The following is an 18,765-nucleotide window of genomic DNA, read 5'->3' as shown; positions in this document are numbered from 1 at the left end:
CCCGCCCGTCCTTTTTGGACGGGCGGGACGCCCATCCCACAAACTTGTGGAAGTTATTTAATTCTCATTCCTAAGCTAGAAATTGGAGTTAGGAGTCAAGAGCCAGTAGGAAACAAGTCAGAAGCAAGAAGGAAGAAGCCAGAATAAGTGTTTTTACAAATATGAGATGCTTCCATTATAAGAGTCGAAACCTACCTTGTAAAGCAATAATTTAATCCTCTAAAATCACTTCTGCATCTTGTGTTGCTTGAGAACTTTAGCGGGACTGATAAATGAAATGCCCTGAGAAGATGAGGTACTAATCATGACAGCTTCAATGACAGGATCATAAACCGTTTTTTCTGCAACCCACTCCACAATAAAGTTTGCACCTGAGCCTCCACTTGTATCATCTGCTGCAATAAAAAAGTCTGTGGAAGCAAGCGGATTGAGTTCTACAGGACTCTTAATGTCCTGCCTAATCAATTTCCCATCGCTATCGTAGTAACGCACAGAAGTAATAATAATCGAATTCGTCAGATCCGTATTGCGGATACTGAGCGTGGCTGACAAATTCATGACTTGATCCTTGCTATTGTAGTGATAAATATGTGAGTAAATAGGGACATATACGGTTTGTCCCATCACAACTTTTGTTTTATCTAACGGGACTGCTTTCAGTGAAATTTCACGTTTTATATCGGGTTGTTGTCTTGGTGAGGTAGTTTGGTTCCAACAAGAACTCAGGACGATCGCCCCTAGCGCCCAACCAACCCAGAAATCATGTTTAAACTTCATCGGCATTCATCCAAATACACCACATACATTGCAGTTACGTCTAAAGCAGAGTGCACCTTCTCTCTCGTTTGAGGTGGCTTAGTGATAAGGTTTGAGCGGCAGTTCAACCTGGAAAGTTGAGCCTTTGCCCACTTCACTCGTCACCTGTATTTGTCCGCTGTGTGCCTTGACAATTTGTTCGACGATCGCCAACCCCAGCCCAAAGCCTCCACTCTCCTGCGAGCGATCGGTGTCTACTCGATAGAAGCGATCGAAAATATAGGGTAAGTCCACTTCTGGAATACCAATTCCCGTATCGATTATCTGAATGACTGCCAAATGGGAATGAAGAACTAGGCGTATCTGTATAGTTCCGCCAACAGGAGTATATTTACAGGCATTGTAAAGCAAGTTTTCGACTACTTGCCGTAGCAAATCAGGATCGGCCAATAATTCAATCCGTTGTTCCGGTGATTGGCAGGTTAGTTTGATATTTTGGGCTTCTGCAAGTGCGAGAAACTGGGTTGCTAAATTGCTGAGGAGCTCGTTGAGATTGATTAACCTGAGCGATTCCGGCGCAAGTCGCCCCTGATGACGAGCCAACAGCAGTAAATTATTCACCAGCGCTCCCATTGATTTTGCGCTATCTACAATGTTTTCTAAGGGAGGATGGTAACGTGAATCATCAGCCGCGATGAGCAACCCAAGCTGGGCATTAGTGAGAATTGCAGACAGGGGCGATCGCAACTCGTGAGAGGCATCGGCTGTAAAGCGCTGAAGCTGCTGATAGGCTTGCCGAATCGGTTGCATGGCCAGCCCACTGAGAAACCAACCTGTGAGGGCAATTAAGCCCAGTGTCAGCGGGACAGCGAGAGTTAGCACAATCTGAAGCTCAGTGAGCCTGTTTTGAGTTTCTGTCAGGGGAGTTGCAACCTGAAGATAACCGAGTACCCCTGTTCTACCTTCAACGGGTAATGTCACCTGACGCAGCCAGATTCCTTTTCCCAAAAGTGGATCGGTTGATCGAACTGTGAGATAACCAAAAGGCGTATTTAACTGCTGGGGAGGAGAATTCCCAAAAAAACGAACTAACCGCCCTTGTGCGTTATACCAGCGCACGTAAATCAGATCTTCAGCAAGGGGATGGGAACCACTGCCTAACAAGGAAACATGACTCAGATCGACCTGGTTCTGGTTTTGGCGAACTTCATAATGTACGCTGGCAGCCATGACTCTAGTTTTGTCATACAGCAGTCGATCGAGCGCCTCTAGTTTATCTTTTACCTCAATCTGATAAATCGCCCCAGCAAACAGCACGAGAATGCTTCCCATTGAGAGGGTGAACCAACGAGCCAGATTGCGACGACTTTGATTAAACACGACTTGCCTTTACGATCTTTACTTGAGAGGGGAAGTGAGGCGATAACCCATACCGTAAATGCTCTCAATCCAGTCTGCCGATCCTACAGCCTGCAAGCGTTGGCGGAGTTTGCGAATTAGAACAGTGATCGCATTGCTCTCTGGTTCAGTCCCCCATTCCCACACGCCTTGTTCAATCTGATTCCGAGTCAAAACCTGTCGGGGATGGCGCATAAAATACTCCAACAACTGAAACTCGCGACTGGAGAGGGAAACGGTTGCACCTTGTCGCTCAACAGTAAGAGTATCGAGGTGGAGGTGCAGATCCTCAAGGCTGAGCGTATCTCCTTGCCAAAGGGGCGATCGCCGTCTTAAGGCCCGCACTCGTGCCATGAATTCAACCAAGTCGATCGGTTTCACCAGGTAATCATCTGCACCTGCGTCTAACCCGGTCACTTTTTCCGGCGTGGTATCTCTTGCCGTAATCATCAAAATCGGCGCTGTTTTCCCTGCCGATCGATATTGACGACAGAGATTTACCCCACTGATATGTGGCAACATCCAGTCCAAAATCAACAAATCATATTCTTTTTCTGACAACAGCCACTGTGCCGTCTTTCCATCTTTTACCCCATCCACGCTATGTCCTGCTTGAGACAGCACTGTTTGAAGCGGCATCAGTTGCTTTGGGTCGTCCTCCACCAGCAAAACTCTCATATCTCGGCTCGCCTCCTTCGCAGCTTGCAGTTTTCAGAATTATTAGAGTTTGAGGTGATTCGCGCATCTTCTTTAAGCTAGATTTTAGGAGAGATTAAGTTGTATTAAAGTGCCAATAGATAGTATTAGGCTCAGAATGGATGGGAAAGAATAGCGGATGATTAGACGTTGGCTAAAAGCATCAGGCGCAGAGTTTTGGTTGCCATTGCCGTTTGTGGCGATCGCGTTTTGGGTTTGCTCTAGTTTCCTAATGGCTCAAGAATTACAACAACCCCAGATAGTAAAGAATAAACTTCAGGCAGATACCCAGCTTAAAGCAACGGTGTCTGTCAATATATTGCTGATCAACGCGGTGATTAACCGAAAACAAGGAACCACCCAGGTTGCGGTAGAAACAGCAGAACCCATTTTGAAGCGATTGGAATTAGAATTGCCAATGACTGACGCAACCCAGATAGAGGCAGCGATCGCGCAAGAACTCCAGTTATCACGTCAAAATGTTCGCCAGTTAGTCCGTTACGAAATTGTTGAATAAGTTTAGTGTTTCAATATTGCGATCGTATCCAGTAGACCTCTTGCAAAAATCCTTTTCATCAATTGATGGGACGGGCTATCCGGCCCATCCCACAAGAGTTATTTTTTTTTTGTGGGACGGGCCGGATAGCCCGTCCTATTTATTTTTGCGATCGCATCCAGTCAAATAAGGTTGCCAAATCCATAGGTTTCCTGGCTGGGATCGAGCAATTCCTCAAGCACCAAGAAGCGTCCCATACTCTTGCCGCTTGAGGATTAATAACTACTGAGTAACGATTTCGTTAGTGATGGAAACATTCGCTGCAGTTTGCCGAGCAATTTGTTCTGCCAATGCTTTTTGTTCTGCAGTTTGAACGCGCCCTGTTAACACAATCGAATTATCCCGATCGTCTGCGTCCAAATCGAACGGCTTGAGAGTGGCATCGGAGTCTAAGGCATCTTCTACGCGATCGGCAATATCGTCAATGTCTTGATTCTGAGGCGTCTGTGCGGTCGTGGTTGCAGGCGCTGGAGTGGTTGGAACAGTCGTATTTCCAGTGGCAGTTGTGGGAGCAGAAGTAGATGGAACAGTTGTCTGTGGAGTATTGGGGGAGGTGCAAGCACCTAAACCCAAAATAGCAACAGTGCTGACGCTGATTCCTTGCACCAATAGCTTTAATAATTGCATATTCTTTGTTTGTTTTGTTTGTTGTGAAACGCAATTTTGCCGATAAACCTCAGCATGAAGTCTTTGAGGATTTGAACTCAATATAGCCTTTCGAGCTCTCCTATGAGGTACTCATGGGCATAGGCCTCCGTGGGCATAGGGCATACCTCACTTTTTTGAGAACTTGTATAAGTAAATGTACCATAGTTCATCCATCAAAAGTAATGCTTTTTACAACCCTTTTAATAAAAGGTAACAATAAATCAAATCGAGTGAACTAAGGTTGGCAAGTTTATAAGTTATCTTAATCGGTTCTCTGCCTAAGTATAGGGAGCAAATGTGATCCAAATGTGAGTAACAGAAATCAGTCGCTCACTTTTCCCTCACTTTCATCAATGACGCTAGAAACAAGACGAAATAACAAAGAAGCAGTTGGCTTGACAAGAAACGTTATGACTGCAACCAATGTAGAAAAATTAGTAGAACACTCTTGGCATCACATTTCTGTCGAGAAAGTAGCTCGGATTTTAGAGACTGACCTGGAAATAGGTCTATCTTCCGACGTGTCAGCCGAACGGCGCAAGATCCTCGGCCCCAATCAACTAACGGCTCAGAAGCAGCAAAGTGCCTGGTTGCGATTTTTTCAGCAACTGAATCAGCCGCTAATCTACATTTTGTTAGCTGCTGGGATAGTAACAGCATTTCTGAAAGAGTGGATTGATTCAGGTGTAATTTTGGGGGTTGCTCTGACGAACGCCACCATTGGTTTCGTTCAAGAGTCAAAGGCAGAGAATGCGATCGCCGCTTTAGCAAAATCTGTTGCAACTGAAGCAACCATTCTCCGCAATGGTCAAAAGCAAGTGGTTTCATCCAGTGAACTGGTTCCTGGCGATCTCGTCTTGCTGTCTTCTGGGGATAAAGTGTCTGCGGATCTGCGGCTGATCGAAGTCCGTGACTTACAAGTCGATGAGTCAGCGTTAACGGGAGAATCTGTCCCGGTTCAGAAGCAATCCCAGGCGCTAGAGGCAGACGCTGCACTGGCCGATCGCACGAACATGGCGTATACAGGAAGCCTGGTAACGTTTGGACAAGGACGCGGACTCGTCGTCAGCATTGGTGACATGACCGAGACGGGACACATTTCCCAACTCATGCAGCAAAGTACCACACTGGAAACCCCACTGAGTCGCAAAATTGACAAATTTAGCAAAACCTTGCTCTATGTCATTTTAGCTTTGGCTGCCTTCACCTTTGCTGCAGGCATTGCCCAGAGATTTTCTTGGGTTGAGGTGTTCAAGGCATCTGTGGCGCTTGCAGTCAGCGCAATTCCTGAAGGCTTACCCGCGATTTTAACGGTGACACTGGCGATCGGGGTTTCCCGGATGGCAAAGCAGCACGCCATTATTCGCAAACTTCCGGCAATTGAGACGCTGGGGAGCACCACCGTGATTTGTTCTGACAAAACCGGAACCTTGACTGAGAATCAAATGACAGTTCAAGAGATTGATGCCGGTGGAAAGCGATATCGGGTTAGCGGTGGAGGATATGCACCAGACGGGGAAATTTCTGTAAATGGACATTCCGTTGACTTGAGGAACGCACCTGCCTTATATGAATGCCTGCAAGCAGGACTTTTGTGCAACGATTCGCATCTAGAAGTGCAAGATGGAAACTGGACTGTAGTTGGTAGTCCAACGGAAGGGGCGCTGGTTGCGGTAGCCCAAAAAGCGGGGTTAATTACTGAGAAACTGGAGGAATCGCTATCCCGGCTCGATACACTGCCGTTTGAATCTCAGTTTCAATACATGGCAACCTTACATGACGATCGCCCACAACGGTTGATTTATGTCAAGGGTTCGATCGAGGCAATTCTCAAGCGGTGTCACCAGATGCTCGATGAAGAGGGAAAGCCGAGATCCCTCAACGCCGCGCCGATCGAGGAAACTGTGGACAGAATGGCGAAAAAAGGGTTACGAGTTCTGGCACTTGCCAAGAAAGTTGTACCCGCTTCTCAATCTTCAATTGACCATTCTGATATTGAACAAGGGTTAACTTTTCTGGGGCTGCAAGGCATGATCGACCCGCCTCGCCCCGAAGCGATTCAAGCGATTCAAGCCTGTCGATCTGCGGGAATTCAGGTCAAGATGATTACGGGCGATCATGCCAAAACAGCAGCAGCGATCGCGCACCAAATGGGACTAAATCAAACCCAAGAGGCTCCCGTTTTTACGGGTCAAGAACTCGCTCAAATGAATCAGCAGCAATTCGCCAATGCTGTTGAACAAAGCTGCGTGTTTGCTCGTGTCGCACCAGAGCAAAAGCTCCGCATTGTCGAAGCACTTCAGTCTAAGGGTGAGATTGTGGCGATGACTGGAGATGGAGTTAACGATGCTCCCGCCCTGAAGCAAGCTGACATTGGGATAGCGATGGGTATTACAGGCACCGCAGTTACAAAAGAAGCAGCGGATATGCTGTTGACAAACGACAACTTTGCTTCGATCGAGAAAGCAGTTGAGGAAGGGCGCACGGTTTATAAGAATCTGCTGCGGGCGATCGCCTTCATCCTGCCCGTGAATGGTGGAGAGTCCATGACCATCTTGATTGCCGTACTTTTGGCAACTCCACTACCCATTTTGCCAGTACAAATTCTCTGGCTGAATATGGTCAGTTCAGTTGCGTTGAGCTTACCGTTGGCATTTGAGCCGCCCTCTCCCAATGTCATGCAACATCCACCTAGACGGGCCAATGAACCGCTGCTGTCTCGCAGGCTGACCGCTCGGATTCTGACAGTTTCGGTATTTAACTGGATTGTGATCTTTGGGATGTTTGAATGGATCGTCCAAACCACAGGCAATGAAGCTCTAGCCCGGACAATGGCAATTCAAGCATTGGTAGCGGCCGAAGCTTTTTACCTATTAAGCATCAGTCGCTTCGTTCCGGCGATCGTCGCCAAACTGCGCGGTAAAGATGAATCAGTTGGCTATGCGGTAGCGATCGGCATTGGGGCTATTTTCATTCTCCAATTCCTGTTTAGCCAATGGGGCATTATGAATCAGTTATTCAACACTGAAGCTTTGAGCGCAATCCAAGGCTTAATTTGTATCGGATTCGGACTGCCAATGATTGCTTTGTCAGCTTTGCTAAAGCGTTTTGCACCTCTAAACTAAGTAGTTTTTGTGATGAGGTCATTCGATTTTAGATTTGAGATTTGAGATTTTGGATTGACTTGCGCGAGATAAATTCGGGGGCGTGAGGATTTGAGATTTGAGATTTTGGATTGATTCCACGGATAAATCACGTGGCGGGTACCATCAAGAAATTCTTGGTCATTGCAAGCGAATTTACACACTCTTTACCAATTTTGTAGCGTTGAATATCGAATATTTATCATGACTTCCCAAAATCTCAAACGTGCTAGCGGCCTATTTACTAATCATCGAAACGTAAAACAGGCGCTAGTTGAGCTAAAAAGTAGCGACTTCCCCATGCACAAAATTTCAGTGATTGCTAAACCTTCTGACAATGATGATTTAGACTCTCTGGGTGTGCAGCAAATTTTTATCACAAGAGCAGCAGGCGCACAAGTAGGCGCGATATACGGCAGCATAGGACTAGGTTCACTAGCCTTAATTGTTGGACTCAGCAGCCTGCTAATTCCCGGTATTGGTCAAGCAGTAGCGGTGGAAAGCATTTTAGCAACTTTCTTTGGAAGTGGGATTGCTGCAACTGCTGGGGGTCTATATGGCGCACTTCAAGGATGGTTGGTGCCCGAAGAACAAGCAAGAATTTACAATAACAGATTTAACCAGGGAGATTATTTGATCGTGATGGAGGCAAGAGAAAATGAGATCGTGATTGCTGAACCTGTCCTTAAACGTTGGGAGATTCTGACGTGGCGTGTCTCTGATGCTACATAAATTCAAGGTAATATAAGAAAGACAATTACCTTGCGGTTCCGCCTACAGCATAGTGAACCGTTTCCTGTAGACTAAAACCGTAGTTAATCTGTCAATTTCTGTGAGGAAAACGAATTTATGACAGGAATATCGGCGATCGAGTCGATTGTAGCGCAAGCAACTCCCTTGGGCAGCGATCCTGCTACAAATAGCCAAACTGCAGGAGTTATTTCTGAATTGGTCATCATCTCGATCGTTCTGCTGCTGATTGCAACTGTTGTGGCACTCGTAACCCAACGGTTGCGAATTCCCTATGTGACGGGCTTAGTGTTAGCAGGCTTGCCCATTACCGAGCTCTTGTCGCGTCGAATTGGTTTAGACCCCTCTTTAGTATTAAATCTTTTCCTACCAATTCTGATTTTTGAAGCAGCTATCAATACTGATATCAGCCGTCTCCGCAGCACCTTTAAGCCGATCGCCCTGCTGGCAGGTCCAGGCTCGATCTTTTCCTCAGCAATTATCGCTGTTCTGGTTAAATTTGGGCTAGGACTAGACTGGATTCCGGCGTTACTGATCGGAGTCATTCTGGCAAATACGGATACTGTCTCAATGATCGCGGTTTTTAAAGAGATCCGTGTGCCTTCTCGATTGTCCACCATTGTTGAGGGAGAAACTCTGTTCAATGATGCGGCTGCCCTGGTTTCATTCAATTTGATTCTAGTCGTTTATGCTACAGGTTCTCTTACCGTCGTGGGAGGAGTCAAGGAACTGCTCGTGGTTGCCTTGGGTGGGGGACTCGTGGGTGTCATCTTAGGTTACTTGAGTCTACCAATATTTGTTCGATTAAATGACCCATTGAGTAGTCTCTTGCTGACTGTTGCGCTGGCGTTAGGAACATTCCAAATCGGGCAATTTTTGGGGGTATCCGGTGCGGTGGCTGTGGTGATCGCCGGACTCATTTTTGGCAATCTGGGGCTTTCTCGCAGTACGTCAGCCTCGGATCGAATTACGCTACTCAGCTTCTGGGAGTACGCTGGTTTTGGGGTCAATACATTTATTTTTCTGCTGATCGGCATTGAGATTAACCCGCTGACACTGTGGAGAATTTTGCCATCCATTCTGTTCGTTATTTTGGCGTATCAACTGGGACGGATTCTCTCGGTTTATCTGTTGTTAGCGGCGCTGCGGTGGTTCGATCGTCCGATTCCCCTGCGCTGGCAACACGTTCTGTTTCTGGGAAACATCAAAGGCTCACTCTCGATGGCACTGGCGCTTAGTATTCCTCTGGGATTGACAGGACGAGATAACATCATTGCCCTGGTTTTCGGTGCAGTTTTATTCTCCTTGGTCGGACAAGGATTAAGTTTACCCTGGCTGGTAAAACGGTTACAAATTAGCCGTGTTTCTGATGTAATGCAGGAAGCTGGGCAGTTACAGATTCAGTTGATTGCTTCCAAAGCGGCTCAAGATGAGCTAGATAGTTTGCTGAAATCTGGTGTGTTGCCGAAGGCAGTTTACGAGGAGTTATGGGCATCATATCAAGCACGAGTAGCGCACTCTGAGCGAGTGCTGCGCGATCTCTACAATCAACATCGGGCCGGGCAAGTACAGGGCGATCGCAGCGGGCTAGATACGATTCGACGGCGATTGCTTATAGCAGAAAAAGGAGCAGTTAGCGATGCCCTCCGCAAGCGAATTGTCCCAGAGGATTTGGTTCATCCTTACATCAAAGATTTGGATGAGAAACTTCTAACGTTGGCAGATGACTAGCGCGAATGCCGAGGTAATCAATCATTTGGTGAACTAGCTCTGGACGGGTGACGACCAAGATGGTAGAACCTGCTTCAAGAACAGTATTGCCGTTTGGAATCTCCAGATTGGCGCAGGCATGGCATTGATAACCAATAATCAGCGAACCTGTTGGAAAACGGGGGTCTTGAGCAATTTGAGCAACGGTGCTACCTGCCACCTTGCAATCGCCTGGAACTGGCAGCTTTAGTACCTCGACTTGCCCGTGTTCAAAGTGCATCATCGACTCGATTTGGGGATATTCAATCGCATTCGCCATTGATCCAACTGCCAAATCAATAGTGCTGATGATGTGACTGGCTCCGGCAAGTCGATAGGCTTCCATGAATTCGCGATCGCGCATTCGCACCACAATATGCGAAATGCCATAGCTCCTAGATAGGGTGATCAGCGCTAAATTGAGTGCATCATCTCTGAGTGCTGCAACGACTGCGTTTGCTTGTTTAATTCCCGCTTCCAGAAGAACCGTTGTACTCACCGCACTGCCTTCAAATGCCATTACTCCGATTTTTTCACGAGCAAAGCGACAAGCAAGCGGGTCGGCATCGATGATGGCAACCGTATGACCGACTTTTAATAGCTGCTGGGCTAAACCCAGCCCCATCATTCCTGCTCCACCAATTAATACGTACATGACTATTTGTCACCCCAAGAATGAACGTTACAGATTTATCCCTATGAGTGAGATTGTTTTGGGTTTTTATCAGTTTAATCTGCTTGTGGGGTGGCTTATACCGGGCTTACTTATTACCTGTTCCACACTTAGTTTAATCTGCTTGTGTGGTTGGCATGGGAGCCAGCCCCACAAGTGATTTTCCTCAGTTAGCTACGCAGCGGGAACCCTACATAATCTTAGGCACTTTGAAAAACTCCCCATCGCGATCGGGAGCTCCCTCCAAAATACTTTCTCCCTTAGCAAAAGGTTGCAAATCGTCCGATCGCATTACATTACTAACATCGATCGCCCGCGTTGTCGGCTGCACCTTACTCGTATCGAGTTCACTCAACTGCTCGAAATAATCCAAAATACCGTTAAGTTGACCAGTAAACTGCTCTTCTTCTTCCGGCGTTAATTCCAATCTCGCTAAATTCGCTACTTTCCGAACTTCTTCTCTGTCAATCATAAAAATCTGTAATGGGAAATTGGGAATGGGGAATGGGGAATGGGGAATGAGGAATGGGGAATTGGTTATTAAGAACAATAACAAACAACAAACATATGGCAATCCTCGCATCATTTGTGAATTTCTTACTCCCTCCCCTTGATAAGGGGAGGGTTGGGGTGGGGTAAAAAGTTTACGACTCCTGCATGGATTGCTATAGAACAAATAACGAATGCCCCATGCCCCATGCCCATCCTAGTTAAAAATACACATCAATTTGCGATCGGCCTGTTGTCTTCAGCCAATTTTGCACTTCAATGTAATTGTTTGGGGCCAAGCGAATAGCCTCCTTCCAATAATCCGCAGCTTTATCAAACAGCCCTTCCGCGCCTTCAATATTGCCAGCTTCCTTTTCCTTTTCCCCTTGATAGTGGTAAATTACAGCAATATTATTTAGTGCCTGTGGCATTCTCGGATTGAGATCCAAAGCCTCGCTGTAATATTCCAAAGCTTTATCGTGTTCGCCGTTGCTAGTATGGATCAGCCCCATATTGTACAAGACATAACTGCGATCGTAAGGATCTTCCTCCAGCTTCAGCGCTTCATGATAATTGTCCAGCGCTTCAGCATATTCGCCATCTGCTTGAGCTGACATACCATCCCGGTAATAAGCAAAAGCTTCCTTCGCCTGCTTTTTGGCCGGCATAATCTTGAGGATGATATCAGCCATTACCGTGAAACTTTTGTCAATAAAGTTATCGTTGCGTTGAGTTCTTGGCATATGCGATTCTTTGGTTAGTGGCTAATCAGAAAAATTAGCCTGTAAAGTTTTGCTATTAATAATTGCGCCACTGTTGTAGTGGGCCGTTGTGTTGAGGGCGCTAAAAAGTTTAGTCGATCGCAAGTGCGAACCTTAAAACACGCCCTTGGGTTTAACACCCGCGCAAGCTCTATCTATTTTATATAAGTCTTGCAAGACTGGCAAAAAAACTAGATTTCTTTAACATATCTCTGGCACTCTACACAAAACTTACAAAAACCCGCGCCGAAAGGAAAAGTTCTGCTGGAGGGTGCAGGGGCTATCCTCTTGTGGAAGCAACGCTTACGGGCGATCGCACATCGTACCCAATAAATGTAGCCATAATCCCCCCTCCTTGACCCTCAGAGCAAACAAGCAAATAACCTGCCGAGGAGAAATTCCATCACAAAGTTTTATTAAGCTATCCGAGTTTAGCCCATACTTAAAAGTTATTCGGCAAAACACTAGCAATATTTTGCCCCAAAGTCAATCGATTTTAGATTTTAGATTTTAGATTTTAGATTTTAGCATTGACTTGCGCGAGATAAATTCGGGGGCGCCTTTATCGGATACAGGTTTTTTATTTCTGGACGGATGAATCACGTGGCGGGTATCCTGGATGCTTGATTGTCAAGGGCAGCATCAAAAAAAATCAGAAAGCCGATCGCCAAAACCAGCTCGAATTCCCGCAATATATAATAAAAATAACCGGGTAATTTTCACAGAGAGAAACCTATGGCTCCGAATCCCACCATTATGCAAGCCGTCGAACAACTTGGCTACCGCGTTACGGTTGGAGACGTGGCGGCAAAAGCTGGATTAGATGTCAATTTTGCCCAGCGAGAACTGTTAACCCTCGCCTCCGAAGCAGGCGGCAACCTGCAAGTAGCAGAATCCGGCGACATTGCCTACCTATTTCCCAAGAACTTTCGAGATATTTTGCGAAACAAATTCTTGCGCTTGCAGTTGCAGGAATGGTGGCAAAAAATCTGGCGAGTTTTATTTTACCTGATTCGGATATCTTTTGGCATAGTGCTGGTAGCTTCCATCCTCTTAATTTTTGTTGCTATCACTATTTTAATCTCCAGTTTACTCTCCAGCAGCGACAGCAATAACGGGGGAGGAGGAGACGGTGGTGGCGGGGGCGGCAGAGGCGGCGGCTTTTCCTTTTTTCCCTACTTCTGGAACGACTTAAGCTGGATATTTTACTGGAACCATGACCAACCATACTACCAGCAGCGATCGCGCTTAACTGGCCAAAAACCCCAGATGAGTTTTCTAGAAGCAGTTTTCTCCTTTCTCTTTGGAGACGGCAACCCCAATAACAATCTAGAAGAGCGCAAATGGAGCGATATTGCCGCCGCAATTCGCAACAACCGAGGCGCCGTCGCCGCCGAACAAATTGCTCCATATCTAGACAATCTCGGACAAGGATACGCCCAAGAATACGAAGAATATATGTTACCGGCTCTCGCCCGTTTTGACGGCCGCCCTGAAGTCAGTCCCGAAGGGCAAATAATTTACCATTTTCCGCAATTGCAAACCACAGCCGTCCAGAAAAATCCTGAACCAGTAGCAGCTTATTTGCGAGAAATGCTGTGGCGTTTTAGCAACGCCAGTTCCGGCCAAATCATGCTCGCAGCAGGGTTAGGAGCCGTCAATCTTGTCGGTGCGTTAGTTTTGGGGAATCTATTAACTAATAATTTGCTCGTCGGTGGATTTATCGGTTTCGTCAGCGCTGTTTATCCCATGATCCTGATTTACGGCGTCGGATTTCTCGCAATTCCTTTAATTCGCTACTTCTGGATTCAGTGGAAAAATAGCCGGATAGAATCCCGCAATCAAGAGCGTCAGCAGCGAGCAATGTTATTAAACGAACCCGATGCCAACTTGCTCAAAAAACTAGCCTACGCCCAGGAATTTGCAGCAGAAAACGTTCTGACAGGAGAAGACTTAGCTTATACAACAGAAACAGAATTAACCCAACAAGAACTAGAACAGTCAGCCAAAATAGATGCCGAGTGGCAGCGCCGGATCGATCGATCCGAAAACTTGTAATACTAATGAAAAAAACCGTTGTTTGTTGTTAAGTTAGGTTGCTAAAATTTTGCACCATTTTCAAGAATAGACAGGATGCCTGTTCCACAAGAAAATATCTTTGTTGGGGAACGGGCTTTGATCTCATTGCTAATAATTGTGGCAAATATCAAATTTTATTGATCTCATAATTTTTCCTACTCTAATTTTTATTAAATAAGCTTAGGGCGTTTAAAGATTAAACAATTTTGGTCATACTTCGAGTCATGATCCAGAGCCACAAGTTCCCATCCTTCCTCCCCCAAATGATTGACAAATAGATGCAGCGAGCCTTGTTTCCAATCTCGCTGTTCTTCACCGTTTACATATAAACTAATCAGCTTGTTTCCAAAAGGATACATATTCGCATCCACAAATAAATACTCCCACTTTTGCATAGCAATCCTTAATGTAGTTAGTCATTAGTCATTAGTCATTAGTCATTAGTCATTAAGCTGTTGTGCATTTAAATAGAATGTCAAAAAACAATCTAATTCTTGTGGGGTGGGCGTCTCGCCCGCCCTGAATATGCAATTTAAATGCGTGACAGCTTAGTCATTAGTCATTAGTCATTAGTCATTAGTCATTAGTCATTCCCAATTCCCAATTTCCAATACTTCGGCTACGCGGTTTCTGGCCTGCCACTACGCGGTTCCCGAGCGTAGTCGAAGGGCCGTACAAGTTCCCAATTCCTTGTATTCAGGACACGGAAGTCAGAGATACAGGAATAGTTGTTTTTCCGTTCTTCCTTCTTCCTTCTTCCTTCTTCCTTCTTCCTTCTTCCTTCTTCCTGACATCCGTTACATCCGTTACATAATCCGTTGCCGAACTTCTTTTTTGCCCACTCCCAGCAGTTACTGGACTGCAATTCTAGCCAAAGTAGCACCTCGGTAATAGTGCAACAAAATTTGCTGGTAGCCGTATCCTTGTCTGGCCAAATTGTAGGCACCCCACTGGCTCATTCCTACAGCATGGCCGAAACCTTTGCCAGCAACTTGAAAACCGGTAGGAGCTTGGCCGCTGTTCCTTGAGTTCCCACCGCCCCCATATTGAGGAATCACGGTGAACCGCGTACTCCTCAAATTTAAAACCCGGCGTAAATCTGCGCCAGTCATGACCCTAGAACCGCCATCTCCGACTACTTTCATCCTCAAAACGCTGCCGTGAGCGGTAGTGCGTTCTGGCTTCATCGAGATCACATTGCCCACGCCAGAAATCTTACTGCTGATTTGAGCCCGAGAAAAATTTTCTTTCCATTGGTAAACCGGGGCCCCTTGGTCGAAATCAGGAACAGCACGCAGGTAAGGCAGGGGTTCCGTCCAAACATCCTCGACATTTTCAGTATGGCCCCCAGAGGCAGAGTGGAAAGCTGCTAAAATAATCTGACCGTTGTAGGCGAGAACTTGACCGGCGGTTGCATCGACTGCCGAATAAGTGCCAGAAGATTCTGTTTGCAGTCCTTTGTAAACCTGCGAATACTGAGTGCTGTCAACGTCGTAAAGGTCGGTTTCGCTTTTGAGGCGCTGGTGGATAGCGTAGGAACGGGCGGCGACTGCTTGGGCTTTCAAAGCCTCTTGAGGCCAATTGCCACTCATCTCGGCGCCGAGAACGCTGTAGAGATATTGTTCGATATCGACGTAGTTGATGGCAGTCAAGCCTCCTTTTTGGGGAACTAGAAGGGTGCGTCCCCGATACCAACGATCGCCAATCCAAACATAACCGTTCCCCGTCGGCTCGATCCAAACTTGGTTGGCGGCCCAGCGACCAATTGCCACTGTTCCCGATCGAAATTGAGCCGACTGAGAACTGTTTGCCGGCAGTTCGCCCAAATTGCGCCCGCTACCGTCGCGGATTGCAGCCTTAGTAGAACTGCCGACTTTTACCTGACTGGCCCCGTCTTGTACCGCCACTCGCAAGATCAGTGCGGCCTGTGCTGGGGCTACCATTGCCAGCCAAAACAACAAGGAAATCCAAAAGTAGCGTTTTTTTAATGTCGAAAGAACGGAAACAAAGAATACTCCTGACTGCATTTGAAAATTTTCCTCCTGTGCTGTGTGAGTTTAAGAATTTTTAAGGGAAGGGAAGGGAAAAAGGAAGGGGAACGGAAGAAAGAAAACGTTAGAATTGGGTTTGGCACTCTGTGCGCTTGTCGAAAATGATTTTAGCAAGTAGATGTTCCCAGGAACAGCGATTTATCCCGGTTCCTGCCTGCGACTATTTCCTGTATGTCGGATCAGCCGCACTCTGGATATATGTAACATATTTTTTAAGACTTAATTGAGGTGATTTGACTCTTGCAGATTACATTTCTCGGAACTAGCTCCGGCGTACCCACGCGATCGCGCAACGTTTCCAGCATCGCCCTCCGCTTGCCCCAGCGAGCGGAACTCTGGCTGTTTGACTGCGGCGAAGGAACTCAGCACCAGTTTCTCCGCAGCGAGCTCAAAGTCAGCCAACTAAGCCGCATTTTCATCACTCACCTGCACGGCGACCACATTTTCGGCTTAATGGGTTTGCTGGCTAGCTGCGGTTTGGCGGGGAATGTCAAGCGCATCGATCTTTACGGGCCTCCGGGACTTGAAGAATATTTGCAAGCTGGCGTTCGTTATTCTCAAACTCATTTTTCTTACCCGGTGAAGGTACACAAAATCCATGAGGGAGTTATCTATGAAGATGACGAATATATTGTTAGTTGTGGCCCTTTGAAGCACCGAGTTACTGCTTTTGGTTATCGAGTAACTGAGAAAGATCGTGCGGGACATTTTGATGTAGAAAAAGCGAAGGCTGCAGGCATTCCTTCCGGGCCAATTTACGGCGAGTTAAAACAAGGAAAGACGGTAAAGTTAGAGGACGGGCGACAGTTTAAAGGTACGGATTTTTGCGGCCCGGATCAAGTCGGGCGGAAGTTTGTTTACTGTACCGACACGGTTTTTTGTGACGGGGCCGTGGAATTAGCAAAGGATGCTGATTTGTTGGTGCATGAAGCGACTTTTGCTCATCAAGATGCTCAAATGGCCTTCGATCGCCTGCATTCAACTTCGACAATGGCGGCTCAAGTGGCTTTGATCGCTGGGGCGAAACAGCTAATTATGACGCATTTTAGCCCGCGTTATGCTCCGGGAAATGCGATCGTCCTGGATGATTTGCTCAAGGAAGCGCAGGCTATTTTTCCGAATACGAAAATGGCCTATGACTTTTTGACTTATGAAGTGCCGCGGCCTGTTGAAGAGTAGGGTTAATCTGAGATGTTGCACTATTCTCAAGAACAGGCAAGATGCCTGTTCCACAAAGAGTCAATTTGATTTTGATTGTGGAACAGGCATCTTGCCTGTTCAGGAATTAAGGATTGACACTGCTGTTATGGAGTGGTTTAAATCTCAAGGTCATGGTAAAATAGAAAAACGAATTCAATGGCGTTTTATGTCAAATCTTGAATTATTAGCCCAACTGCTTCAATTGTCCCGTGCTGAAAAATTTCAAATGATGCTGTTTTTAATAGCCGAATTGGCAAAAGAAGAAGGAATTGTCATGGGTAATGAATCTGCTGAAATTATGTATTCAGTACATACTTCTAATAGTGCAGCAGAGCAATTGACGCAGTTCCTAGAAATTGAGCAGAAACAAACTCAAAATGTTTAATAGTAGGCGATATCCTTTTCAACCTAAACGAGATGGAATGGGTGTTTTAGCTGATGTTCCGTATCTGCCTTTAACACTAACTTATCAAAATCGTTCTGTTGAGGTTATGGGTTTACTGGATACAGGAGCTAGCGTAAATGTTTTGCCCTATAATGTTGGGGTGCAGTTAGGGGCAATTTGGGAAGAGCAAAGATTTTCTGTTACTTTAGCGGGGAATTTAGCGAGTGCTGAAACAAAAGGGTTATTAGTCTTGGCAAAAGTAGGGGACTTTGAGCCAGTTCAGTTAGTTTTTGCCTGGACTAGGGTGAATAATATTCCCATTCTTTTAGGGCGCACTAATTTTTTTACTGAGTTTGATATTTGTTTTTATGGGTCACAATTAGCGTTTGAAGTGTGTCCTAAATTTAAGGATGGTTGAGATTATCAATCTTTTAAAAAGCTGCGTTGCAGCCCGGTATATACACTGGAAAATCCTAATTTTTTTTGATTCGATATTGACAGGACATAAAATATGCAGTAAATTATGAAATATGTAATTATCATAATAGTTATAAAAATGGAAAAAAACGATTTGCTCGCTGGAATCGCTGCACTTGGTGGTTCACTTGGTGGTTCGTCATTGGCGGGTTCAATTACAATTGCCACCGTACCTATAGCCACTACTGCAACAGTGCCTGCTGCTGGTGTCGCAGGTTGGTTGGGCTTGACAACGACAGCCACAACTATTGTTGCTGCTCCAGTGACTCTGCCAGTTGCAGGAATTGTGGCAGTAGGGGCACTTTTAACCTACGGAGGTTATCAAGCTTATAAGTTCGTCAATAAAAATCAGTAACCGTTTTGTTGACTACAGGACTTACGCATCTATATGTCTGCCATTCTGAGCCCGACCCGGAGTTTACCCTTGAACGGAGTGAAGGGTTCTGCAAGTAAACTCCGCGAAGAATCGAGCGAGATTCTTCGGTTCGCTCAGAATGACATAATTACAATGACTTCTCGTTGCTCTAAAATCTCCTCATCCGCCTTCGGGCTATACACCTAATCCACAAACTGCCCGCATAACGCCCCTACTCAATAGTTTGTGGAAATGATTTGCTTAATCAGCAAGGGACAAGAGAAGTCAATCGATTTTAGATTTTAGATTTTAGATTTTAGATTTTAGATTTGAAGCATTGACCCCACGGATAAATTGGGGGGCTCCTTTATCGGATACAGGTTTTTTATTTCTGGACGGATGAATCACGTGGCGGGTATCCTGGATGCTTTCGGTCAATTCTTCAATCCAAAATCCAAAATCTAAAATCCAAAATCGGTCGATCGCCCCCAGCGACGGCCCAGGAGACCCAATGGTTGCTACAATCGGGGAGGGTATATGTTGTGGCTAACACTACAGCCCGTAACCCTGAAAGCTAATAGCTAAATTATTAAAAATCT

General features: G+C 46.0%; 18 protein-coding genes. 9 read left to right on the top strand and 9 right to left on the bottom strand.

All coding sequences use genetic code 11. From position 1 onward, the window contains the following. Positions 1-225: 225 nt before the first annotated feature. The 3 genes from QUB20_RS10855 to rppA form a co-directional block, all read right to left on the bottom strand. Entirely contained in the window at positions 226-777 is a 552-nt protein-coding gene (locus QUB20_RS10855) for a DUF3124 domain-containing protein (protein WP_333246083.1), read from the bottom strand. A gap of 78 nt (positions 778-855) precedes the next feature. After that, complete coding sequence (locus QUB20_RS10850; RefSeq protein WP_333246085.1) at positions 856-2,136, bottom strand: HAMP domain-containing sensor histidine kinase; 1,281 nt, start codon at positions 2,134-2,136, stop codon at positions 856-858. Between the two features lie 18 nt (positions 2,137-2,154). After that, positions 2,155-2,832 carry a two-component system response regulator RppA gene (gene rppA / locus QUB20_RS10845; RefSeq protein WP_333243404.1) on the bottom strand — a complete coding sequence of 226 codons (678 nt, stop codon included), beginning with the start codon at positions 2,830-2,832 and terminating at the stop codon, positions 2,155-2,157. A gap of 157 nt (positions 2,833-2,989) precedes the next feature. Here rppA and QUB20_RS10840 point away from each other — a divergent pair, with 157 nt between their 5' ends. After that, positions 2,990-3,367 (top strand): hypothetical protein, encoded by a 378-nt coding sequence (locus tag QUB20_RS10840; protein ID WP_333226292.1) that lies wholly within the window; start codon positions 2,990-2,992, stop codon positions 3,365-3,367. Positions 3,368-3,628: 261 nt separating this feature from the next. Here QUB20_RS10840 and QUB20_RS10835 read toward each other — a convergent pair whose 3' ends face one another. Next, positions 3,629-4,033 carry a BON domain-containing protein gene (locus QUB20_RS10835; RefSeq protein ID WP_333246087.1) on the bottom strand — a complete coding sequence of 135 codons (405 nt, stop codon included), beginning with the start codon at positions 4,031-4,033 and terminating at the stop codon, positions 3,629-3,631. Positions 4,034-4,464: 431 nt separating this feature from the next. On the opposite strand from QUB20_RS10835, the gene QUB20_RS10830 reads away from it, so the two are divergent. The 3 genes from QUB20_RS10830 (at position 4,465) to QUB20_RS10820 (ending at position 9,678) form a co-directional block, all read left to right on the top strand. After that, a complete protein-coding gene (locus tag QUB20_RS10830) occupies positions 4,465-7,179 on the top strand; it encodes an HAD-IC family P-type ATPase (RefSeq protein ID WP_333246090.1) in 2,715 nt (904 codons plus the stop codon). A gap of 222 nt (positions 7,180-7,401) precedes the next feature. After that, a complete protein-coding gene (locus tag QUB20_RS10825) occupies positions 7,402-7,929 on the top strand; it encodes a hypothetical protein (protein ID WP_333246092.1) in 528 nt (175 codons plus the stop codon). A 117-nt stretch (positions 7,930-8,046) separates the two neighbouring features. Next, positions 8,047-9,678, top strand: coding sequence for a sodium:proton antiporter (locus QUB20_RS10820; RefSeq protein ID WP_333246094.1), 1,632 nt, complete (start codon positions 8,047-8,049; stop codon positions 9,676-9,678). On the opposite strand, the gene QUB20_RS10815 is transcribed toward QUB20_RS10820, so the two are convergent. The 3 genes from QUB20_RS10815 to QUB20_RS10805 form a co-directional block, all read right to left on the bottom strand. Then, entirely contained in the window at positions 9,635-10,351 is a 717-nt protein-coding gene (locus tag QUB20_RS10815; RefSeq protein ID WP_333246096.1) for a TrkA family potassium uptake protein, read from the bottom strand. The genes QUB20_RS10820 and QUB20_RS10815 overlap by 44 nt on opposite strands. 208 nt (positions 10,352-10,559) lie before the next feature. Then, positions 10,560-10,841, bottom strand: coding sequence for an Asp-tRNA(Asn)/Glu-tRNA(Gln) amidotransferase subunit GatC (gene gatC, locus QUB20_RS10810; protein WP_006635952.1), 282 nt, complete (start codon positions 10,839-10,841; stop codon positions 10,560-10,562). Positions 10,842-11,079: 238 nt separating this feature from the next. Next, positions 11,080-11,601 (bottom strand): photosystem I assembly protein Ycf3, encoded by a 522-nt coding sequence (locus QUB20_RS10805; protein WP_333039118.1) that lies wholly within the window; start codon positions 11,599-11,601, stop codon positions 11,080-11,082. A 753-nt stretch (positions 11,602-12,354) separates the two neighbouring features. On the opposite strand from QUB20_RS10805, the gene QUB20_RS10800 reads away from it, so the two are divergent. Then, the gene (locus QUB20_RS10800; RefSeq protein ID WP_333246098.1) at positions 12,355-13,677 is read left to right on the top strand and encodes a hypothetical protein; all 1,323 of its coding nucleotides are present in this window, start codon (positions 12,355-12,357) and stop codon (positions 13,675-13,677) included. Between the two features lie 191 nt (positions 13,678-13,868). Here QUB20_RS10800 and QUB20_RS10795 read toward each other — a convergent pair whose 3' ends face one another. Together QUB20_RS10795 and QUB20_RS10790 are read right to left on the bottom strand one after the other, a co-directional pair. Next, complete coding sequence (locus QUB20_RS10795) at positions 13,869-14,093, bottom strand: hypothetical protein (RefSeq protein WP_015174403.1); 225 nt, start codon at positions 14,091-14,093, stop codon at positions 13,869-13,871. A 456-nt stretch (positions 14,094-14,549) separates the two neighbouring features. Further along, complete coding sequence (locus QUB20_RS10790; protein ID WP_333246100.1) at positions 14,550-15,725, bottom strand: SpoIID/LytB domain-containing protein; 1,176 nt, start codon at positions 15,723-15,725, stop codon at positions 14,550-14,552. A gap of 264 nt (positions 15,726-15,989) precedes the next feature. On the opposite strand from QUB20_RS10790, the gene QUB20_RS10785 reads away from it, so the two are divergent. The 4 genes from QUB20_RS10785 to QUB20_RS10770 all read left to right on the top strand — a co-directional run bounded on the left by QUB20_RS10785 (position 15,990) and on the right by QUB20_RS10770 (position 18,166). Further along, on the top strand, positions 15,990-16,928 hold the full coding sequence (locus QUB20_RS10785; protein ID WP_333246102.1) for a ribonuclease Z: 939 nt from the start codon (positions 15,990-15,992) through the stop codon (positions 16,926-16,928). A 91-nt stretch (positions 16,929-17,019) separates the two neighbouring features. Then, positions 17,020-17,334, top strand: a complete 315-nt coding sequence (locus tag QUB20_RS10780; protein WP_333243378.1) for a hypothetical protein — start codon at positions 17,020-17,022, stop codon at positions 17,332-17,334. 37 nt (positions 17,335-17,371) lie between these two features. Next, entirely contained in the window at positions 17,372-17,752 is a 381-nt protein-coding gene (locus QUB20_RS10775; RefSeq protein WP_333246104.1) for a retroviral-like aspartic protease, read from the top strand. A gap of 138 nt (positions 17,753-17,890) precedes the next feature. Then, the gene (locus tag QUB20_RS10770; RefSeq protein WP_333291340.1) at positions 17,891-18,166 is read left to right on the top strand and encodes a hypothetical protein; all 276 of its coding nucleotides are present in this window, start codon (positions 17,891-17,893) and stop codon (positions 18,164-18,166) included. Positions 18,167-18,765: the final 599 nt, after the last annotated feature.

It is taken from the genome of Microcoleus sp. B4-C2 (assembly GCF_036705265.1).
Lineage (GTDB): Bacteria > Cyanobacteriota > Cyanobacteriia > Cyanobacteriales > Microcoleaceae > Microcoleus.
Note: the sequence above shows the minus strand (reverse complement) of the source record. Positions and strands in the feature narration are given on the sequence as shown.

What these genes read in the sequence shown, in the direction of transcription:
- QUB20_RS10820 (WP_333246094.1), top strand. Translation starts at nt 8,047, where the DNA reads ATGACAGGAATATCGGCGATCGAGTCGATTGTAGCGCAAGCAACTCCC.
- QUB20_RS10855 (WP_333246083.1), bottom strand. Translation starts at nt 777, where the DNA reads ATGAAGTTTAAACATGATTTCTGGGTTGGTTGGGCGCTAGGGGCGATC.
- QUB20_RS10830 (WP_333246090.1), top strand. Translation starts at nt 4,465, where the DNA reads ATGACTGCAACCAATGTAGAAAAATTAGTAGAACACTCTTGGCATCAC.
- QUB20_RS10770 (WP_333291340.1), top strand. Translation starts at nt 17,891, where the DNA reads ATGGAAAAAAACGATTTGCTCGCTGGAATCGCTGCACTTGGTGGTTCA.
- gatC (WP_006635952.1), bottom strand. Translation starts at nt 10,841, where the DNA reads ATGATTGACAGAGAAGAAGTTCGGAAAGTAGCGAATTTAGCGAGATTG.
- QUB20_RS10795 (WP_015174403.1), bottom strand. Translation starts at nt 14,093, where the DNA reads ATGCAAAAGTGGGAGTATTTATTTGTGGATGCGAATATGTATCCTTTT.
- QUB20_RS10815 (WP_333246096.1), bottom strand. Translation starts at nt 10,351, where the DNA reads ATGTACGTATTAATTGGTGGAGCAGGAATGATGGGGCTGGGTTTAGCC.
- QUB20_RS10825 (WP_333246092.1), top strand. Translation starts at nt 7,402, where the DNA reads ATGACTTCCCAAAATCTCAAACGTGCTAGCGGCCTATTTACTAATCAT.
- QUB20_RS10840 (WP_333226292.1), top strand. Translation starts at nt 2,990, where the DNA reads ATGATTAGACGTTGGCTAAAAGCATCAGGCGCAGAGTTTTGGTTGCCA.
- QUB20_RS10800 (WP_333246098.1), top strand. Translation starts at nt 12,355, where the DNA reads ATGGCTCCGAATCCCACCATTATGCAAGCCGTCGAACAACTTGGCTAC.
- rppA (WP_333243404.1), bottom strand. Translation starts at nt 2,832, where the DNA reads ATGAGAGTTTTGCTGGTGGAGGACGACCCAAAGCAACTGATGCCGCTT.
- QUB20_RS10790 (WP_333246100.1), bottom strand. Translation starts at nt 15,725, where the DNA reads ATGCAGTCAGGAGTATTCTTTGTTTCCGTTCTTTCGACATTAAAAAAA.
- QUB20_RS10835 (WP_333246087.1), bottom strand. Translation starts at nt 4,033, where the DNA reads ATGCAATTATTAAAGCTATTGGTGCAAGGAATCAGCGTCAGCACTGTT.
- QUB20_RS10775 (WP_333246104.1), top strand. Translation starts at nt 17,372, where the DNA reads ATGGGTGTTTTAGCTGATGTTCCGTATCTGCCTTTAACACTAACTTAT.
- QUB20_RS10805 (WP_333039118.1), bottom strand. Translation starts at nt 11,601, where the DNA reads ATGCCAAGAACTCAACGCAACGATAACTTTATTGACAAAAGTTTCACG.